21 protein-coding genes are annotated in these 17,671 nt (G+C 69.5%); 7 read left to right on the top strand and 14 right to left on the bottom strand.

What is annotated here, in order from left to right:
- A partial coding sequence (locus A9X03_RS15240; RefSeq protein WP_068261709.1) for a sensor domain-containing diguanylate cyclase occupies nucleotides 1-1,172 on the top strand: 1,172 nt, incomplete at its 5' end.
- Nucleotides 1,173-1,263: 91 nt separating this feature from the next.
- Entirely contained in the window at nucleotides 1,264-2,031 is a 768-nt protein-coding gene (locus A9X03_RS15235; protein ID WP_082954751.1) for an SDR family oxidoreductase, read from the top strand.
- Here the strand turns inward: A9X03_RS15235 and A9X03_RS15230 are convergent.
- From A9X03_RS15230 to A9X03_RS15220, 3 genes are read right to left on the bottom strand one after another with little or no spacing between them, the layout of a single operon-like run.
- Entirely contained in the window at nucleotides 2,028-2,996 is a 969-nt protein-coding gene (locus A9X03_RS15230; protein ID WP_067887197.1) for an aldo/keto reductase, read from the bottom strand. The genes A9X03_RS15235 and A9X03_RS15230 overlap by 4 nt on opposite strands.
- 9 nt (nucleotides 2,997-3,005) lie before the next feature.
- Nucleotides 3,006-4,010 (bottom strand): sensor domain-containing protein, encoded by a 1,005-nt coding sequence (locus tag A9X03_RS15225; RefSeq protein WP_067887201.1) that lies wholly within the window; start codon nucleotides 4,008-4,010, stop codon nucleotides 3,006-3,008.
- Between the two features lie 53 nt (nucleotides 4,011-4,063).
- The gene (locus tag A9X03_RS15220) at nucleotides 4,064-5,104 is read right to left on the bottom strand and encodes a hypothetical protein (protein ID WP_068261704.1); all 1,041 of its coding nucleotides are present in this window, start codon (nucleotides 5,102-5,104) and stop codon (nucleotides 4,064-4,066) included.
- A gap of 132 nt (nucleotides 5,105-5,236) precedes the next feature.
- Here A9X03_RS15220 and A9X03_RS15215 point away from each other — a divergent pair, with 132 nt between their 5' ends.
- Together A9X03_RS15215 and A9X03_RS15210 are read left to right on the top strand one after the other, a co-directional pair.
- The gene (locus A9X03_RS15215; RefSeq protein ID WP_067761092.1) at nucleotides 5,237-5,797 is read left to right on the top strand and encodes a hemerythrin domain-containing protein; all 561 of its coding nucleotides are present in this window, start codon (nucleotides 5,237-5,239) and stop codon (nucleotides 5,795-5,797) included.
- Nucleotides 5,798-5,871: 74 nt separating this feature from the next.
- On the top strand, nucleotides 5,872-6,522 hold the full coding sequence (locus tag A9X03_RS15210; protein ID WP_068261701.1) for a UdgX family uracil-DNA binding protein: 651 nt from the start codon (nucleotides 5,872-5,874) through the stop codon (nucleotides 6,520-6,522).
- A gap of 15 nt (nucleotides 6,523-6,537) precedes the next feature.
- Here the strand turns inward: A9X03_RS15210 and A9X03_RS15205 are convergent, their stop codons facing one another.
- The 5 genes from A9X03_RS15205 to A9X03_RS15185 form a co-directional block, all read right to left on the bottom strand.
- Nucleotides 6,538-8,328 (bottom strand): thiamine pyrophosphate-requiring protein, encoded by a 1,791-nt coding sequence (locus A9X03_RS15205; protein ID WP_067761087.1) that lies wholly within the window; start codon nucleotides 8,326-8,328, stop codon nucleotides 6,538-6,540.
- Between the two features lie 392 nt (nucleotides 8,329-8,720).
- Nucleotides 8,721-9,767: a DNA topoisomerase IB gene (locus tag A9X03_RS15200; RefSeq protein ID WP_067761084.1), complete on the bottom strand. Its 1,047-nt coding sequence runs from the start codon at nucleotides 9,765-9,767 to the stop codon at nucleotides 8,721-8,723.
- A gap of 107 nt (nucleotides 9,768-9,874) precedes the next feature.
- Nucleotides 9,875-10,273, bottom strand: coding sequence for a heme-binding protein (locus tag A9X03_RS15195; RefSeq protein WP_067761081.1), 399 nt, complete (start codon nucleotides 10,271-10,273; stop codon nucleotides 9,875-9,877).
- Nucleotides 10,274-10,535: 262 nt separating this feature from the next.
- Nucleotides 10,536-10,952, bottom strand: a complete 417-nt coding sequence (locus tag A9X03_RS15190) for an STAS domain-containing protein (RefSeq protein WP_067887209.1) — start codon at nucleotides 10,950-10,952, stop codon at nucleotides 10,536-10,538.
- 234 nt (nucleotides 10,953-11,186) lie between these two features.
- Complete coding sequence (locus tag A9X03_RS15185) at nucleotides 11,187-11,993, bottom strand: SDR family oxidoreductase (RefSeq protein ID WP_067887211.1); 807 nt, start codon at nucleotides 11,991-11,993, stop codon at nucleotides 11,187-11,189.
- A 184-nt stretch (nucleotides 11,994-12,177) separates the two neighbouring features.
- Here A9X03_RS15185 and A9X03_RS15180 point away from each other — a divergent pair, with 184 nt between their 5' ends.
- Nucleotides 12,178-12,414: a general stress protein CsbD gene (locus A9X03_RS15180; protein ID WP_067761077.1), complete on the top strand. Its 237-nt coding sequence runs from the start codon at nucleotides 12,178-12,180 to the stop codon at nucleotides 12,412-12,414.
- Between the two features lie 125 nt (nucleotides 12,415-12,539).
- Nucleotides 12,540-12,815 (top strand): DUF3349 domain-containing protein, encoded by a 276-nt coding sequence (locus A9X03_RS15175; RefSeq protein ID WP_067887214.1) that lies wholly within the window; start codon nucleotides 12,540-12,542, stop codon nucleotides 12,813-12,815.
- A gap of 12 nt (nucleotides 12,816-12,827) precedes the next feature.
- On the opposite strand, the gene A9X03_RS15170 is transcribed toward A9X03_RS15175, so the two are convergent.
- The 5 genes from A9X03_RS15170 to A9X03_RS15150 all read right to left on the bottom strand — a co-directional run bounded on the left by A9X03_RS15170 (nucleotide 12,828) and on the right by A9X03_RS15150 (nucleotide 16,726).
- A complete protein-coding gene (locus A9X03_RS15170) occupies nucleotides 12,828-13,592 on the bottom strand; it encodes an endonuclease/exonuclease/phosphatase family protein (protein WP_067761073.1) in 765 nt (254 codons plus the stop codon).
- A 66-nt stretch (nucleotides 13,593-13,658) separates the two neighbouring features.
- A complete protein-coding gene (locus A9X03_RS15165; protein WP_231968728.1) occupies nucleotides 13,659-14,285 on the bottom strand; it encodes a cyclopropane-fatty-acyl-phospholipid synthase family protein in 627 nt (208 codons plus the stop codon).
- The gene (locus A9X03_RS15160; protein WP_067761071.1) at nucleotides 14,282-15,055 is read right to left on the bottom strand and encodes a PIG-L deacetylase family protein; all 774 of its coding nucleotides are present in this window, start codon (nucleotides 15,053-15,055) and stop codon (nucleotides 14,282-14,284) included. Before A9X03_RS15160 ends, A9X03_RS15165 begins: the two co-directional genes overlap by 4 nt.
- Nucleotides 15,056-15,062: 7 nt before the next feature.
- Nucleotides 15,063-16,004, bottom strand: coding sequence for an acyl-CoA dehydrogenase (locus A9X03_RS15155; protein WP_067761068.1), 942 nt, complete (start codon nucleotides 16,002-16,004; stop codon nucleotides 15,063-15,065).
- Nucleotides 16,001-16,726, bottom strand: a complete 726-nt coding sequence (locus A9X03_RS15150; protein ID WP_067761066.1) for a glycosyltransferase family 2 protein — start codon at nucleotides 16,724-16,726, stop codon at nucleotides 16,001-16,003. The genes A9X03_RS15155 and A9X03_RS15150 overlap by 4 nt, the downstream gene beginning before the upstream one ends.
- Before the next feature lie 104 nt (nucleotides 16,727-16,830).
- Between A9X03_RS15150 and A9X03_RS15145 the strand changes: the two genes are divergently transcribed.
- Nucleotides 16,831-17,406 carry a nucleotidyltransferase family protein gene (locus tag A9X03_RS15145; RefSeq protein WP_067887217.1) on the top strand — a complete coding sequence of 192 codons (576 nt, stop codon included), beginning with the start codon at nucleotides 16,831-16,833 and terminating at the stop codon, nucleotides 17,404-17,406.
- On the opposite strand, the gene A9X03_RS15140 is transcribed toward A9X03_RS15145, so the two are convergent.
- Nucleotides 17,400-17,657 carry a Rho termination factor gene (locus tag A9X03_RS15140; protein ID WP_067761060.1) on the bottom strand — a complete coding sequence of 86 codons (258 nt, stop codon included), beginning with the start codon at nucleotides 17,655-17,657 and terminating at the stop codon, nucleotides 17,400-17,402. The genes A9X03_RS15145 and A9X03_RS15140 overlap by 7 nt on opposite strands.
- Nucleotides 17,658-17,671: the final 14 nt, after the last annotated feature.

Here is a 17,671-nt window from a genome sequence, read left to right as displayed (position 1 = left end):
CGGCGTCGGCGCTGTTGCTGGTCGCCGCGGCGACGGCGCTGGCGCGCCCCGACCGGTTCCCGGTCGCCTGGCTGCTCGCGCGCCCCGACCGGAAGTCGCTGCTTCGGCTGGCCGGCCTGCTCGCCGCGCTTCCGGTCGTCGTCGCGGTATCGCGGCCGATCTTCCTGGGGCTCGGGGTCGGACCGCACGCCGAGTGGACCTTCTCGATCCTGCTGGGCACCCTCGTCGTCGGGGTGATCACCTTCGTGTTCATCCAGAACGAGCAGAAACTGCTGATCGAAAAGGAGCTGGCCAGCACCGAGCGCGCCGAGGCCGAGGCGCGCTACCGCATCCTCGCCGACAACGCGGTGGACATCGTCGTGCTCCTTCGCGGTGACGAGGTCGTATGGGTGTCGCCGTCCGTGGAGGCCGCGCTGGGCCGCCCGCCGGACGGGTGGATCGGCCCAGGTTTCAACCGCCACATCCATCCGCAGGACATCGAGACGGTCGCCGACGCTGTGGGCAGGGTCGCCGCCGGCGAATCGGTCGTGCAACGGTTCCGAATTCGCTCCGCCGACGGTCAATACCATTGGGTCGAGAGCCACGGCAAACCGTACGTCGACGCCGACGGCAACACCGACGGCATGATCGCCGCGGTGCGCATCGTCGACGAGCAGGTGAAGGCGGAGCAGCGACTGGAACGGCTCGCCCGGTTCGATACCCTGACCGGCCTGGTGAACCGTGCCGAGGCGCTCGGCCGGCTCGCCGCCGCGCTCGAGGAACCGCAACCGGCGGGGACCTATGTCGGCGTCTTGTTCTGCGACCTGGACCATTTCAAGGAAATCAACGACACCTGGGGACACGGGATCGGGGACTTCGTGCTCGCGACCGTGGCAGCGCGGATTCGGGGAAGCGTTCGCCGTGGCGACACCGTCGGCAGGACCGGGGGCGACGAAATCCTCGCCCTGTTGCCCGGCGTCCGCAACATCGACGAGCTCGCCCGGATCGCCGAGAAGATTCGCTGCCGGGCCGCCGAACCCATCCGCGTGTCCGGCAATACGATTTCCGCCACTCTGAGCATCGGCGCCACGCTTGCCCTTCCCGGCGATACCGTCGACGCGGTCACCGCCCGGGCGGACGCCGCCATGTACCAGGCCAAATTTGGGGAGCGGAACACCGTCGTCCGGAATTAGGCCGCCCAGCCATCGACATGCGCCGGGTGCTATCCGGTAGGTTTTTGCCGACGGCAGCTCGTTACAAGAGAGGGCAAATATGTCAAGGACAGTGGTGGTGGGCGCCTCCAGCGGGCTCGGTCGTTGCATCGGTGTCGGCCTCGCCGAGCGGGGCGATCAGGTCGCGCTGCTGGCCCGGCGCCGCGAGCGCATCGAGGCGGCGGCCAAGGAGGCCGGCCCGGGCGCGGTCGCCATCGAATGCGACGTCACCGACGAGGCGTCGTGCCGGTCGGCGATCGCCTCCGCCGCCGACGCCCTCGGCGGCATCGACAACATCGTCTACACCCCGGCCGTCGGCCCGCTGGTCCGCATGGTCGACACCGATGCCGCCACCTGGCGGCGCATCTTCGACACCAACGTGATCGGCGCCGCGCTGGTGACCGCCGCGGCGCTGCCGCACTTGACGGTCTCCGCCGGCAAGGCGGTCTACCTGTCCTCCGACGCGGGCACCTTCGGGCCGCCGTGGCCGGGCCTGGGCGCCTACGGCGTCAGCAAGGCCGCCCTCGAGCGGATGGTGGACGCGTGGCGGGCCGAGCATCCCGACATCGGGTTCACCACCTTCATCGTCGGCGAGTGCCCGGGCGGCGAGGGGGACGCGGCGACGGGCATGAACATCGGCTGGGACATGGACCTCGCCATGAAGGCCGTCCCGCTGTGGGCGTCCCGCGGCTGCATGCCGGGAAAGCTGATGCCCGTCGAGGACCTGGTCGACGTCGTGCACACCATCCTGCGGACCAACTCCGCGACCTCGATGCCGGTGGTGGTGGCCCGGGGCGCACCGGCCAGCCCCGCCGCGTTCGCCGACTCCGCGCAGTCCTAGCGGCCCAGCTTCTCGCGAACCAGGTCGGTCAGGAAACGCCCGGCCGAGGTCGGCCGGAAGGCGCGGGCGGCCCCGGTGAGTGCCTCGCGGGCGTCCGGGGGCAGGTCGATGTCGGCGGCGGCGACGTTGAACTCGAGCTGCTCGACGCTGGACGCGCCGGGGATGGCGACGACACCCGGATAACTGATCAGCCAGGCCAGCGCGACCTGGGCCGGCTTGGCGCCGACGGTGGTCGCGACGTCGCGAAGCGTCTGCAACAGCGGCTCGACCCGGCGCAGGTTCTCGGTGCCGAACAGCGAGTTCAGCGCCCGGATGCCCCCGGGCCGGTTGTCCAGGCCGTACTTGCCGCCGAGCAGCCCCTGCTCGAGCGGGCTGTAGGCGATGACGATGCGGTTCTCCCGCTCGGCGAAGGGCACCAGGTCCTCCAGCGGCCCGGCGTGGGCCAGCGAGAAGTGCACCTGGTTGCTGACGACCGGCCGACCGAGCGCGGCGTCGGCCTTCCGCCACCGCGCGAGCGAGTAGTTGGAGACGCCGACCGCGCCGATCTTGCCGGCGTCGAGTAGGTCGCGCATGCCCGGCATGATCACCGTGTCCGGAACCAACGGGTTGGATTGGTGAATCTGGTAGAGCGGGATGCGGTCGACGCCCAGCCGCCGCGCGCTGGCGGCCTCCCGCTGCTTGACCACGGCGGGGAACGGCGCCACCGGCATGATCTTGCTGGCGACGGCGACGCTGGCGCGCCCGTCGCCGAGTGCCTCGCCGAGGATCCGCTCGCTCTTGCCCAGCCCGTAGACCTCGGCGGTGTCGAAGAGCGTCACCCCCAAAGCCAGGGCGCGGCGCACGATCTCGCCCGCGGCGCCGGACGCGTAGCCCTCCCCGTAGCCCCACTCCCGTGACCCGAATTGCCAGGTGCCCAGGCCGATCCGGCTGACCCGGCCCACTCCGTCGACGTCGACATACCTCATAGGCCCACCCTAGCCAGGCAGCTTGCCCAGCACGTAGGTGGCGATGCCCAGGCCGCCCTGCCGCGGCTGAGCGCCGTCCGTCGTGCCGCTGCAGGACACCATCAGGTCGACGACCACGTTGGCCTTGGCCGCGATGACGCGGGCCGAGCGGATCTGCACTCCCCGGGGCGTCAGATCCTGGGTGGTGACGCCGTTGCCGGCGTCGGCGGGTGCGCCGACCGAAAACGTGAGCGACTCCCCGTTGCGGGGTGTGAGCGTCACGGTCGAGCCGCCACATTGGCGCCATCCCGAGAGCAACGCCGCCAGCTGTGCCCGGGCGGCGGCCGGGTCGTGGAAGGCCACGACCGCCTCGATCACCTGGGTGGACTTCAGGAAGCTGCGCGAGTCGCGGAACTCCGCTGCGCGGTATCCGGTGACGGCGGCACCGGCGTAGGCGTCGGGCGTTCCGGGCGCGATGCTGCCCCAGCATTCCGGCCGGTCGATGGCCCCCTCCGCGCTGGATCGGCCCAGGCTGTCCCACGTCTGGCCGGCCTCGAGATTTTGATCGGACGTGATGTTGCGCAGGGCGTCGGCGCCGGGCAGCAGCGCCGCCAGGGCGTCCGGCGCGACCGGACCAGGGGGCGCCGGGGGTGCCGCGCCGGAGGTGGTGGCGGGCGCGGCGGTCTGGGTGGACGGGGTCGCGCCCAAGGTGGCCCACGCGACGACGGCGACCACGGCGAGCGTCATGAACGCGTACGACAGCGCCAGCCCGACACGGGCGCGGTCCCGGCCGAGCTCCCCGCTGCGGCGGATTTGCGCCAGTCCTGCGTGGCCCAGGACCGCCCCGACGGGCGCGAACACGAACGCGAAAACCAGCGACAGCGTCGCCAGCACGTTGACCGGCGGCCGATAGGGCACCGCGGGCGGGGGCGCCAAGACGGGCGGCGGTTCCACCGGCGACGGCGCGGGCGGAACCCGGCCGAGCGGGTCGTAGGTATAGGGGTTCTGCCAATACGGGTCCTGCGGGTTGGTCACGCCAGCGCCTCCTTACCGGCCAACCTGCCCGAAATGTAGCCGAAGCCCGGGCGTCAGAGGCGCGGCTTGGCGACGCTGACCACGTAGGGCACGTCGGCGAGGGTCAGGTACACCCGGTGGGGCCCGATCGCCATGCCCGACAGGGGCGCGGATTGGGCCGCGGGCGGCAGCCCCGCCCGGTAGCCGATCGCGCGGACCACCGGGATCGTCCCCGCCGGGAAGCCGGTGAAGCTCGCCGTCTCCAGCACCACCACCTCGTGGTCCGTGGCGGCGTAGATCCGGGTGTCGTCGGTGCCCAACTCGCGGATCGGGGACGGCAGCCGGGTGCGGGCCAGCACCGTGAGCCCCTCCCCGCCCCGGCGGGAATCCACGGCGTAGAGCGTGGCGTCGTCGTGGCCGGCCACGTAGCTGCGCGTCACCGCGGTGCCGTCGCCCGCCGACACCGCGACGTCGATCCCCAACGACCCGCGCTCCGCCGGAGGTGACGAAGAGCCTTGGTAATGGCGGATTCCGGACGGCGCATAGGCGTGGTAATCGATCTCGCGGCCGCGATTGGCGCCGTCGATGGTGTCCGCGGGATCGCCGGTGATCCGGGCGGTGGGTAGCTTGCGATCACCGTGCTGATCCACCGGTGTCACCGTCGTTCCGTCCGCCGACAGCGCGAGCAGCGTGCGCAACCCGGCGTCCTCGGACAGATACGCCGGGGCGGGCCCGGCGTCGAAATCGCCGATCTGGCGCAGGCTTTCGAGGTCGACCTCGGCGACCCTGCCGCGCTCGGGCTGCGGCACGAACACGATCCGGTCGTCCCGCTGGCTGATCTGCAGGTTGCGTCCGGCCGCCACGGGCGCCGACAGCCGCGTCCTGGCGTCGCCCGGGCGGTCACCGGCGGTCACCTCGGCCAGCCGGCGGTCGCCGGTGAGCGCGACGAGGGCGTGCGTCCGATACGACCACACCGGCCCGCGCAGGGGCGCGGCGACCGACCACAAGGCGACGTCCGGCGCGCTTTCCAGCGACGCCCCCGGCGCCGCGCAGCCGGCCGTCACGACCAGCGCGCCCACGATCGCCGCCCGACTGCGCATTCCGGTTGTCACCATCGTTCTCCTCGTTCGCGACTTGATGAGGAACTACCCACTGGTGCACGGCCGTACCGTTTGGTCGCCGAATTCGTCGGGTAGCCGAACAGAAGCGCGCAACAGCCCGCGCGCGGAACAAATGGGAAGGACATCATGGCTCAGAGCGCCATCACGTCGCCCACCGATGTGGTCGACTTTCTTGTCAGTCAGCACGAGCAGATCAAATCGTTGTTCGCCGAAACCCTGGCGGCGTCGGGCAAAGAACGCGAAAAGGCGTTCGTCGAACTGCGCCGACTGCTCGCCGTCCACGAAACCGCCGAGGAGGAAATCGTGCACCCGCGGGCCAAGCGGAAGCTTTCCGACGGCGCCGCGGTGGTCGACGAGCGACTGCACGAAGAGCACGAGGCCAAGACGGTCCTGCAGAAGCTGGAGAAGCTCGACGTGGACAGCGCGGAGTTCACCAGCCTGCTGACTCAGCTGCGCGACGCGGTCGTCGCGCACGCCGAGCACGAGGAGCACGACGAATTCTCCAAGCTGGGCCAGGAATTGAGCGGCGACGAGCTCGAGCGGATGGGCCGCGCGGCCAAGCTCGCCGAGGCGATCGCGCCCACCCGGCCGCACGCCGGAGTCGAGTCGCAGGCGGCCAACCTGGCCGCGGGACCGTTCGCGGCGATGCTCGACCGGGCCCGCGACGCCATCGTCGGCAAGGGCTAGCACGACTCGATGGGGCGCCCCCGCAGGACTTGGGTGGGGGCGCCCCAGCCCCGTCGGGTAGGCAAGGGAGCGCCATGACCGCAACCAAGGCACCGGGGGCCGAGCATTACCTGCCCGAGCAGCGGTGCCTGGATTCGCTTCGGGCCGCGGCCGAATGCTGCCGGGGCTGCCCGCTTTTCGCCGACGCCACCCAGACGGTGTTCGGCCGCGGGCATCCCGGCGCACCGATCATGCTGGTGGGCGAGCAGCCGGGCGACCAGGAGGACCGCGCCGGTGAGCCCTTCGTCGGGCCGGCCGGGCGGCTGCTCGCGCGCGCTCTGGAAGACGCCGGCATCGATCCCTCGCTGACGTACGAGACGAACGCGGTCAAACACTTCAAGTTCACCCGCAAGGGCGGCAAACGGCGGATCCACCAAAAGCCGGGACGCACCGAGGTGGTCGCCTGCCGGCCCTGGCTCATCGCCGAAATCGAGGCGGTGCGGCCGCACGTCGTCGTGTGCCTCGGCGCGACCGCGGCACAATCCTTGCTGGGCACCGACTTTCGCGTCTCCACCCAGCGCGGCCAGCAGTTGCGGCTGCCCTCCTCCGTCGTCGACGTCGACCCCGAGCCGGCCGTGGTGGCGACGGTGCATCCGTCGGCCCTGCTGCGCGACCGCAGCGACGGACGCGAGGAGGCCTACCGGCTGTTCGTCGACGACCTGCGCGGCGCCGGCCCCAACCTCTGAGCCGGCAACGCGTCGTCACTTCTTGTGCGGCATGAATTCCTGCGCCTTGGTCTTGAGGCCGACCTTGACGAAGCCGACTCGGTCCTCGTCACCCGAGAGCACCGCGGTGGTGGCGGCCTTGAACTGATCCCAGGTGGCGTGCGGCGGGATCGGGGGCATGTTGGGATCGGTGAACACGTCCAACACGGTGGGGCGGTCCGCCGAAAGCGCGTTGCGCCACGCGTCCCCGAGTTCCTCGGGGTCCTTGATGGCCATCGCGTTCAGGCCCAGGCTCGCCGCGAACGCGGCGAAGTCCACGTCGGGAAGGTTTTGGGACTCGGCGAATTTCGGCGATCCGGCCATTGCGCGCATCTCCCAGGTGACCTGGTTGAGATCGTTGTTGTGCAGGATCGCCACGATCAGCCGCGGATCGCCCCACTCCTGCCAGTAGCGCTTGATCGTGATCAGCTCGGCCATGCCGTTCATCTGCATGGCGCCGTCACCCACGAAAGCGATGACCGGCCGCCGCGGGTGAGCGAACTTCGCGCCGATCGCGTACGGCACGCCGGGGCCCATCGTGGCCAGCGTGCCCGACAGCGAGCCGCGCATGTTGCCGCGGAACTTCAATTGGCGCGCATACCAGTTGGCCGCCGAGCCGGAATCGGCGGTGACGATGGCGTCGTCGGGCAGCATGGGGGACAGCTCGGAGAACATCCGCATCGGGTTGACCGGGTCGGCGCTGACCTTCGCCTCCATCTCCATCGTTTCCCACCAGCGGGACACGTTGGATTCGATGGTCTCGCGCCACTTGCGGTCGTCCTTGCGCCGCAGGTGCGGTATCAGCGCCCGCAGTGCCGACTTCGCGTCGGAAACCAGGTTGACCTCATACGGATAGCGCATGCCGATGAAGCGGCCGTCGATGTCGATCTGCACCGCGCGGCACTGATCGAACTGCGGCAGGAACTGCGTGTAGGGGAAGCTGGAGCCCACCGTCAGCAGCGTGTCGCAGTCCCGCATCAGCTCGTAGCTCGGCCGTGTCCCCAGCAGTCCGATCGAGCCGGTCACCCAAGGCAATTCGTCGCTCAGCACGTCCTTGCCCAGCAACGCCTTGGCCGCGCCGGCCCCCAGTAGGTCGGCGACCTCGATCAGCTCGTCGCGGGCCCCGCTCGCGCCGTTGCCGACCAGCATGGCAACCTTCTTGCCGGCGTTGAGCAGGTCGGCCGCCCGCCGCACCGCCGCGTCTTCGGGGTCGACCGCCGGCCACTCGATGCCAAGGCTGGAGGGCACCATCTTGAACGCGTGCGTGGGCGGCGAATACGGAAGCTCCTGCACATCCGACGGGATGATGATGGCCGTCGGCGCGCGCTGAGCGATCGCCACCCGGATGGCACGGTCCAACACATTGGGCAATTGTTCTGGCACGGTGACCATTTGGACGTAGTCGCTCGCGACATCCTTGAACAAGCTCAGCAGGTCGACCTCCTGCTGATAGGAACCGCCCATAGCGCTGCGGTTGGTCTGTCCGACGATGGCCACCACCGGAACGTGGTCGAGCTTGGCGTCGTACAGGCCATTGAGCAGATGGATCGCCCCCGGACCCGAGGTGGCCATGCAGATCCCGACTCGATCGGTGAACTTCGCGTAGCCCACCGCCTCGAATGCGCTCATCTCCTCGTGCCGCGACTGGATGAACATGGGCTTGTTGTCGGCGCGGCCGAATGCGGCGAGGATCCCGTTGATGCCGTCGCCCGGGAAGGCGAAGACGTGCTCAACGCCCCACGCCCGCAGTCGCTCCAGCAGGTAGTCCGAGACCTCTTGCTTAGCCATTGGTGTTCCTCCTAGACAGACGGTTTTCGATGACGATTCGCTAGCTACGCCGGCCGACGCCGAAGCCCCGGGGGCGTGCGGTTTGCTGCGAAGGCCCACGGCCGTCCGTTTCGACCGCAGTCAGACGTGAATGGGCAGGCTGAAGCGCTTCCCACACGACGTGGCATACCCACGATCGCCGCCGTTATTCGTCGGGTTTCCTGTGAACGAGCCGCCGGTCGGCTTTATTCGGCTAAAAGCCTTGCGGTGCGCCGTTTCCGACGTAGCCCAAGCCCCTCTTACGCCATGGTCGGGTCGAGCGAGTCGTGGTGTTCAGCACGACGATCGCTCGCCCGCCTTGGCCGCGCCGACTCGTCGCGCCTCACCTGTGCAGGAGGCCGGCCCACGGCGCGTCAGGCGCTCTTCAGCAGCACGGAGGTGCCAGCGCCCTTGGCCACTCGGCGGATCAGCATGCGGGTGGCCTTGTCCAGGATTTCCTGAGCCGCGTCGGGATCACGCGCGCGCTCGGCGCGGCGGGTCGCCGCGGCGATCGTCAGCCCCTGCTCGTAGCCGGCGACGACGCGGGGATCCACATAAGACCCGCGGGCCACCGCCGGGGTGTTGCCGAGCTCCTCGGCGACCTCCTTCATGACGGCGGACTCGACCCGCTTGGCCACCCGCTGCGAGACGGCCGGATCGGCGTCGGCGAACGCGGTGGCCGCCAGCACCGTTCCGTGCCAGGTGCGCAGGTCCTTGACAGTGAATTCGTTCCCGACCAACTCCTTGAAGCGGGCGTTGAGGTCGTCGGATCGGACATCGAGCCATCCGGTTGCGTTGCGGCACACCAAGAGTCGTTCGGTTCGCTCGGGCCGGCGCATGAGGGCGCGCACCGCCCGGACCACTTCGGGGTCCTCGATTTCCACCGTGCGCCGCACGCCGCTCTTGGCGGGGAAGTCGAAGGCCACCGCGTCGCGCCGGACCTGCACGTGTTCACACAGCAGGGTGGCCAGCCCGTACGACTCGTTCTCCTCGGCATACTGCTCGCTGCCGGCCCGGAAGTAGCCGCGATCGAGCAGCCGCAACGCCACCGCGAGCACCCGCTTACGCGTTAAGCCGCTGCGCGTCAGGTCTTTTGCGATGGCGGCGCGCCAATGGGGCAGGCGCGTGGACAGTTCCAGGACGCGGTCGAACTTCTCTTCGGCACGTTCCTGTTGCCACGCGGTGTGGTAGAGGTACTGGCGGCGGCCGGCGGCGTCCACGCCGACGGCCTGGATGTGGCCATTGGGATGCGGTGAGATCCACACGTTCTTCCAGGCCGGCGGAATGACCAGATCCTTGATGCGCTGCAGGGTTTCGGGGTCGGACAGCAACTCGCCGTCGGGCCCGTAATAGGCGAAGCCCTTACCCCGGCGCTTACGCGCGATCCCCGGCTTGTTGAGCACACTGCGACGCAGCCGCATCTTTCCCTCCAGTCACGTTGACTGGACAATTACCCGTCACGAGGGCCGTTCACACGTGAAGCGAAACGACCCGCCACAGCGTCGTGGCGGGTCGCTTCGAGCCGGGATCAACCGGCCATGAACTCCTGGTAGGCCGACTCCAGCGTCGGCGGCAGGGCCTTGACGTTGCACTGCCGCTCGGTGTCACCGATCGGTGCCAGGATGCCGCGCAGGTCGAAGTACTCCTGGGGGTGCGCGGTGAAGTAGCCCCGCAGGTTGGACTCGGCCTCCGGCCTCGGCTGGGTGTAGGCGGCCCTGACCACGTCGTTGGCGCCCGGGTGCGCGGCCAGGTACTGCTCAGCCGAGCCCTGCGCCGACGAGACGGTGGCGTTGACCCCGCCGGGGCTGCAGTCGGGCGCTGCGGCCGCCGACGGCGCGCCGACGAGCCCCATGGTGATCCCCCCGAGCAGGCAGCCGGCACCGACGCCGGCCAGCCGCCGGCGCGCGACAATACTGCTGATTTTCATGATGAATGTGTCCTTCGAAATTACGAATTGATTCTTGCCAGAGAGGCTCCCGATCCTCGAAAACCAAAGTAGCGGAATTCAACAGTGGTCGTGATCGCCCGCGAGGAACGGAAAGTGCGCCAACCCCGCGAAGCGGCCACGGAACGCGGGCGTTCACTAAGCGAACAGTCAAATCCGCCCGGCTATGTTGAGAATTCTTAGAAACGGGCCGGCAATTCTTAAGGATTCGTGATCAGGATCGTGACGGAATCGTGACCTGAAATCACCGTCGCTGCGTGCCATTTGCGGAGGCGCGGATCAGTTGGAGCGCCTCGCCGATCGAATCGACCAGGGGCAGGCCGAGTCCGGTCACCACGCGGGTGAGCCGACGCAGGGCGACACCGCCGATCACGCTGCAGTGCAGCCGGGCGAGCCGGCACTCATCCTGCACGAGCAGCAGCACACGAAGGCCCGCGCTGCCCAGGTAGTCCACGCGGCTGAAGTCCAGGATCAGCGGGGCCCGCAGTCGCACGAAGCGCCGGATCGCCTTGGCGATGAGGTCGGCGTTGGACGCGTCGATTTCGCCACTGACGCCGAGTACGGTGGCCAGGCCGTGCGCCTGCACGTCCAGTCGCGCCCCGGCGCAATCGATTTCGTAGCAGTGGAGTCGTTGTTCGACTCGGTAGGGTTGAGCAGTCATATCGTCGCCCCATCGGATGGGTGAGTGAGGAGCGACCGGTGCCCACGGCCGCTCGCGTGAGGGCAGCTGTGGATTCAACCTGAGGTGACCATAACGCCGTTGCCTCCGTCGGCGCAGGAAAATGACGACGGCCCGCGGTGACCTGGTGTGGTCACCGCGCTCGACCAGCGCATCCGGCACCGAATGGTCCGCGCACCGTCGGCAACTCTTCGTTTTCTGGCTAAGGACGACCGGTCAGGTCTGGGAGAAATCCGGCCGGTGCAGCGTCGCGCCGTCGCCGTCCCCGTCGGTGCTCGCCGGCGGCACCGTCCGGAGCCAGGTTTCGACGTCGGGCCCGACGACCACCGCGCGTTCGGGGGCGAGCAATGCCCCGGCGGCGAGCGCGGGAACGGCGGGCTGCACCACCCGCACCGCACGGCCATCGCCTTGCTGGGCAAGGACTTTCGAGGTCAGCTCGGGCAGCCGGATGGCATCGGGACCCGTGATGGTGCGCGGCGTGTGCGTCTGTCCGAGGGCCGCCTCGACGAGGACGTCGGCGACAGTGTCGGCCGCGATGGGCTGTATCAGCCAATCCTCCACGATCACCTCGTTCCCGTCACAAATCACCGGCCCCGCTGGGCCGGTGGCGGATTCATACCACTGGGTCGACTTCACGACCGTGGCCGGGACCGGGCCCTCGAGAAGGATCTCTTTCGCCGCGCGTTTGCCCTCGAAGTAGGGCAGCCCGTCGAACACCGGATCGTCGATGCCGGCCAACGTCGCCACCACCAGACGCTGCACGCGCCGCGCGGAGCAGACACCCATGACGTTGCGGGCGGCCAGCGTCTCGGTGGCGGTGGGGTGACCGTCGTGCGGCTCGGGGTTGGCGACGTCGATCGCGACATCGACTCCTCTGAGCGCCCGGTACAGGCTCTCGCCGTCGAGCACGTCGACGCCGTGGGTGCGGGAAACCTCCACGACCGCGACGCCCCTGGCCCTGAGCCTGGCGACGACGCGCGACCCGGCGGTCCCGGTCGCCCCGATCACGGCGACGGTGGTCAAGAAACCTCACCCGCTTTCGTTGGTGGTCGCTCATTACTACCCACCGGATCGCGTCCCAAACGGTCCAATTTGAAGGTGGAATCGTTCCGTGATCGCGCGCACAGCGGTCTGCGCGTTTGACGGTTCGGCCGACGGGAACGCCGTATGAGCGAGATGCACAGTAAACAAAAGGGAGGTCGACCCCATGGGGGATGACAAGAGCGGACCGCAGGAAGCGGTCAAGGGCGCCGTCGAGGGCGTCAAGGGCAAGGTCAAGGAGGCCGGCGGGACGGTGCTCGGCCGCGACGACATGGTCGAGGAGGGCCAGGCCCAGCAGGACAAGGCCGACGCCCAGCGCGACGCGGGCAAGAAGGAGGCCGAAGCCGAGTCTGCGCGGGCCGGCGCGAAGGCCGCCGAGGAGCGTCAGAAGGAAAACCAGTAGCACGCTGACGAAGGGGTCCGGTTCCGTCTAGGGGCCGGGCCCCTTTTTCGCTTTCGCGGGCGTGCCGGGTTTCAAACCGCGCGGGCCGGTTATTCCTGGCTACGACCGGATGAACGAGGTGGAACATGGGCCTGAGCGATCGCGTCTTGAGCATCGTCGCGTTCCTGCGCGCGGGCTACCCGGACGGTGCCCCCGCCCTCGGCCACTCGCCGGTGCTGGCGCTGCTGCCGCGCCGGGTGTCCGACGACGAGGTCGCCACCATCGCGACGAAACTGCTGGTCCCGACGTGTCGTTCGATCTCCAATGTGGACGTCGGGGTGGAAATCACCCGGGTCACCGACGCGCTGCCCTCGGTAGACGAGATCGCGCGCGTCAAGCGCCGGCTCAGCGCGATGGGATAACCGGCCGGCGATTCACGAATGCACGAGGTCGACGACCAGCGGCCGGTGATCGGAGATGTTCATCGGCTCGGCCGTAACGGCCTTGCCACGCAGTCCGCGATCGTCGGTCAGGATGTGATCCAACTGGCGGTCGGGGGCGTGCGCGGGGAACGTCGCCGCGGCCGCCAGCGCCCGCATGCCCGACCAGCGCCGCACGGTCTTGGGTGTCATGTTGAGGTCCCCGGTCAGCAGCCGCGGGCCCGGGAAGCCGCGCAGGTCGTGCACCAGCCGGCGCAGCTGACGCCGATTCCAGCCGGGCACGAAAGACAGGTGGGTGTTGGCTACCGTCAGCTCGCCCATCGGGGTGCGCATCCGTGCGATGACCGCCGCCCTGGGCTCCTCGTCGACGACCATCACCCGGTTGGGACCAGGCAGGTACATGGGAAAGCGCATCGGAATGCGGGGCAGCCGCACCACCTGCCAGCTGGTCACCGGGTACCGCGACAGCAGCGCGATGCCGTAGGCGGCGGTCCCGGGCTGTTCTCGACCCGTCGCGGCCATCCACGTCGCCCCGGGCGTGCCGGAGATCGCGGCCACGAACCGGTGCTCCACGGCGCCCATCGCCTCGGCCGCCACCGCGGTGAGATCGGCCCGCTCGGACCGCGGCTGATCGCAGTCGACCTCTTGCAGGCTGAGCACATCGGGATCCAGGCGGCGCACGCAGTCCCGCAGCCGTTGCACCTCCACCCCGTCGCCGACGGTGCGGCCGTGCAGGATGTTGAAGGTCGCCACGCGCATAGGGTTTCTCCTACCCATTTCTCCTAGCCACTCTCGGGGTCGCACTGTCATGCGTCGGCGGCGGATTCAGCGCACGCCCGGCACCCCTTCGCGTCCTGCCACCGACCTTCCGTCGCCGGTGTCGAACGCCTCGATGACGACATCGTGATCCTGGTAGCGGCCCAGCGACGTCAGCCCGGGTGTCCCCGCGATGACGGCGTGGGCCGCGTCGCCGGTGAGTGGGTAGTCGGTCACGTCGTGACGCCAATGCGCGGCGAGGATCATTGCGCCGCGCTCCAGCCGGGGAAATTCGCGACGCAGCACCGCGGTGAGTGTTTCAGGCGCCAGGTAGTAGGCGACCTCGCTGAGTACCACCAGGTCGAACGGCCCCGCGGGCCACGCCGCGTCCAGCGACGACCGGGTCAGCGTCACCCTGTCGCGACAGCCGGCCCGCCGCAGGCGGGCGTCGGCGCCGCGAAGCGCGGCATCGGCGACGTCGACGGCCGTCACGTGGTCGCAGCGCTCCGCCAGCCGCGCGGTCAACGTGCCGATGGAGCAGCCCGGCTCGAAGGCGTGCCGATACCGGAGGGCTGGCAACAGCGCCAGGGTGATCGCGTACTTGCGTTGCTCGTACCACCGCGTCGAGAGCTGCCAGGGATCGTCGGTGCCGACGTACATCCGGTCGAAGTAGGCGTCGGGCAGCCGCGTGGTCACCGGAAGACCACTTCCCCCACGGTGAGCAGGCGCTGCAGGACGAACGGCGGCAAGACGGGTGGTGTTTCACCGCGACCGGGCCGCAACTGACTCCGATAGCACTGCGCCGCTTGGCGTTTGCGGTTGACGGCCCAACCCGGGGCGGGAACCGATCTGGCGCGGTCCCACGGCACCGCGGGGTCGGCCGGAGCGGCCCAGTGCCACATCCAGACCGGATATTCCAGCAACGCGACGCCGGTGCGCACGCATGCCGCCACGGCCGCGCGGCCCACGGCTTCGTGGTCCGGATGTCCATCGCCTCGCCAGGTGGCGGCGCACCAGGTGTCGGGGCCCGCCGTCCGCAATATCCCCACCAACGCCTCGGTGAGCCGATCCTGGTGGTTGGCCAGCTCGCCGTCGGGCAATCCTAGCCGGACCGGCGGAGCGGAACCCAAAATACTTGTGGCCCTGCGGAGTTCGTATCGACGGGTGGTGGACAGCCGAATCCGGCCGGACAGCGTCGCGCCCGGCTGGGCGGCACCGCCGTCGCTGACCGACACCACCCGGACGTCGACCCCCGCCGCCGCCAAGTGTGCGATGGTCGCGCCCAGGCCGAAGGTTTCGTCATCGGGGTGGGCCGCCACGACGATCAGGCGTCGGCATCCGGCGAGGTCGAGCGCGGGCAGGGGAGCGCGCTCAAACGCGGCTAGCCACAGGGGTGCTGGGGTGCCGCCGGAGGTCAGCGGCTTGGCCGCGAACCTGGCGCTGTTGCTGATCGGCGCGGTCCTCACGGCGTCCTCAACGCTGGCTGCCCGCGAGCCGCCCGAGCTCGGCGAGGTCGCGCTCGGCGTGGCTTTGCCGAATGTAGATGCTCAGGTCGGCGACCCGTTGGGCGTGCCGACCATCCTGGCAGAGTGGCCCCGGGCCCAAGGCGCGGCCGGTGCGGGTGATGGCTTCATCGACCGCGTGCTCCACCACCGTGCGCACGCGACGGGCCAGCAGTTGAGCGGTGCCGGTACGGTCGAACGGGTCGGCGTCGACCTGCGCCGCCGCGGCGGCCAGCATCGCGTCGCCGGCGGCCAGCGCGGCGTCGACGGCGCCGAGATGGGCCAGCGAATAGGCATCGGCGGATTCGCTCTTAGCGCAACGGTATAGCGGATCTGCGACGCGGCGTGCGCCCCCGAGCCAACAGGCGGCCACCCCGATCGCGCCGTGCCAGAACCCGGGCCGGTCCAGGTAGTCGCCGGGGTCGCCGACCGCGACGGCGTGGGTGTTGGTGAACTGCACGGGCCGCGTATCGCTGCCGGCCATGCCGGCGTTCCACCAGGTGCTGGGCAGCGGTTTCACGCTCCCGTCAGTCACCTGGACGGCGAACAACCCCCGCGTGCCGTCCTCCAGCCGGGCGGTCACCAGAGCGTGGGTGCAGAACCCGGCGCCCGAGCACCACACCTTGGTGCCCGCGAGTGTGAATGCACCGTGGGTGTCGGTGGCGGTGAGCACCGCGTCCGGGGACTCCGCGGCCCAAACTCCCCACAGTTGGCCGGATTCCGGTGGCTTACCGCCCAACTCGTGAAGAATCGCGACCGCATCGACGTGCGCTTCGGCGACCCTGGCCGCCACGATGTTCTCTTCGGCCAGCGACGAGAGCCGTTGCCAGCGCTCGGCGGTGCGCCCGGAGGCGGGCAGTGGGAGCTCGAGTCGTTCCGACTCCAGCCAATGCCTGACCAGTCCCGCCGTCACGCGCAATCACCCGCCGCCGATCTCCCCAGTTGCCTGAGGTGGTGAGCGAACCCGTGTGGCGCCCGAGCCTGGGTTCGCGCCGACGTGATGACGGAGAGTTCGGTGTCGCGGTGAACGCGGTAGCCGGCGGCCTCGAACCGCTCGACCAGGTCGGAATCCTCGCCGGAGGCGAGCGTGCGAAAGCCGCCGACGCGCCAGTAGGCCCGTGCGCTGAAACCCATGTTGGCGCCGTGTATGTGGTCGTGTTGGTCGCGCCGGTAAAGCGGGTTCGCTTGGTAGGACTGCAAATAGCGGTTGACGACTTCGGCGCCGTGGTGGCGCCAGTCGGTGACTCGCACCACGCCCAGCACCATGTCGGCCCGCGCCCGGAGTTGGTGCACCAGCCAGTCGGGGTCGACTCTGCTATCCGCATCGGTGGTGGCGTACCAGCACCGGTCGGGGTCCCCGACCAGCGACCGCGCGTAACCGAACCCGACCGCCCGCGCCGTGCCGACGTTGTGCGCCTCGACGCTGATGAAGTGCACATCGGGCCCGTACTCGCCGGCCAACTCGGCACTGCCGTCGTCGCAGTCGTCAAGCACCACAACGACGGTGACCGGGATGGGGGCGCACAGGGCGGCGGTGAGGACGGCGCGCAGGCAGGCCGGCAGCTTCGCCCGCTCGTTGCAGGCGGGGATTACGACGGCGGCGGCTTCGTAGGCGCCGAGCCAAGCGGTTGACACCTCGAAAGATTTTCCCAATTGGGGGCAGATTAAACGGGCTTACCAATCTCCGGCCGCGTTAGCGCAGGTTGCACTGGCCGTCGGCCGGGTATGACTTGGGCACCATGGGACCGATCGAGACCCACGTCGACGCACCCGCTTCCAGCATGCAGCTGCGGGAAGCGCTGCGCGGCGCCGCGTCGGCGCTGAAGGAGAACGGCCCCCGCTTCGCGCTGGCGGGCAGCTACGCGTTGTGGGCCTACGGTGCGCCGGAGCCCACCCATGACGTGGACCTGGTGGTGGCCGAGTCGGACGTGGAGGACGCCGTCGCGACGCTGCGCAATGCGGGCTTCGCCATCGAGCGTCCCCCGGAGGATTGGCTTTTCAAGGCGCGCACCGGCGACACGGTGGTGGATGTGCTGCACCGCCTCAACGGCGTGCGGGTGGAGTCGTCCACGCTGGACTGCGCCGAGCAGCACGACGTGCTCGCCGTCAGGATGCCCGTGCTACCGCCGACGATGGTGCTCGTCCAGCAACTTCGCGCCCTGGGCGAGCACTACTGCGACTTCGCCAGGCTGCTGCCGGCCGTGCGCGCCGTCCGCGAGCAGCTGGACTGGGAGCGGATCCGGGCGCGCACCGCCGGCAACGATTACGCGGTCGCCTTCCTGGTGCTGGCCGAGCGGCTCGGCCTCACTCAGTGATTGCGCAGCTTGGCTACCAGCTTGTCCTTCGTCAGGTTCGAATACCCTGACATGCCAAGCTCTTTCGCCCGCTTCCTCAACTGTGGGACGGTCCAGTCCTGATACGACCCGGACTTCCCGCCCTTGCGCGAAACCGAGGACTTGCCCCGCGCGGCGGCCGCGTTGGAGATGCGGGCCGCCTTTTCCTTGGAGTCACCCTGCTTGCGCAGGTCCTTGTACAACTTTTCGTTCTTGATCGACGAGTTCGGCATGATTCACCCTCCTG

Origin of the sequence: Mycobacterium sp. E1715 (assembly GCF_001667625.1) — a bacterium.
Lineage (GTDB): Bacteria > Actinomycetota > Actinomycetes > Mycobacteriales > Mycobacteriaceae > Mycobacterium.
Note: the sequence above shows the minus strand (reverse complement) of the source record. Positions and strands in the feature narration are given on the sequence as shown.

What these genes read in the sequence shown, in the direction of transcription:
- A9X03_RS15230 (WP_067887197.1), bottom strand. Translation starts at nt 2,996, where the DNA reads ATGAGGTATGTCGACGTCGACGGAGTGGGCCGGGTCAGCCGGATCGGC.
- A9X03_RS15220 (WP_068261704.1), bottom strand. Translation starts at nt 5,104, where the DNA reads ATGGTGACAACCGGAATGCGCAGTCGGGCGGCGATCGTGGGCGCGCTG.
- A9X03_RS15215 (WP_067761092.1), top strand. Translation starts at nt 5,237, where the DNA reads ATGGCTCAGAGCGCCATCACGTCGCCCACCGATGTGGTCGACTTTCTT.
- A9X03_RS15210 (WP_068261701.1), top strand. Translation starts at nt 5,872, where the DNA reads ATGACCGCAACCAAGGCACCGGGGGCCGAGCATTACCTGCCCGAGCAG.
- A9X03_RS15205 (WP_067761087.1), bottom strand. Translation starts at nt 8,328, where the DNA reads ATGGCTAAGCAAGAGGTCTCGGACTACCTGCTGGAGCGACTGCGGGCG.
- A9X03_RS15200 (WP_067761084.1), bottom strand. Translation starts at nt 9,767, where the DNA reads ATGCGGCTGCGTCGCAGTGTGCTCAACAAGCCGGGGATCGCGCGTAAG.
- A9X03_RS15195 (WP_067761081.1), bottom strand. Translation starts at nt 10,273, where the DNA reads ATGAAAATCAGCAGTATTGTCGCGCGCCGGCGGCTGGCCGGCGTCGGT.
- A9X03_RS15190 (WP_067887209.1), bottom strand. Translation starts at nt 10,952, where the DNA reads ATGACTGCTCAACCCTACCGAGTCGAACAACGACTCCACTGCTACGAA.
- A9X03_RS15180 (WP_067761077.1), top strand. Translation starts at nt 12,178, where the DNA reads ATGGGGGATGACAAGAGCGGACCGCAGGAAGCGGTCAAGGGCGCCGTC.
- A9X03_RS15175 (WP_067887214.1), top strand. Translation starts at nt 12,540, where the DNA reads ATGGGCCTGAGCGATCGCGTCTTGAGCATCGTCGCGTTCCTGCGCGCG.
- A9X03_RS15170 (WP_067761073.1), bottom strand. Translation starts at nt 13,592, where the DNA reads ATGCGCGTGGCGACCTTCAACATCCTGCACGGCCGCACCGTCGGCGAC.
- A9X03_RS15145 (WP_067887217.1), top strand. Translation starts at nt 16,831, where the DNA reads ATGGGACCGATCGAGACCCACGTCGACGCACCCGCTTCCAGCATGCAG.
- A9X03_RS15140 (WP_067761060.1), bottom strand. Translation starts at nt 17,657, where the DNA reads ATGCCGAACTCGTCGATCAAGAACGAAAAGTTGTACAAGGACCTGCGC.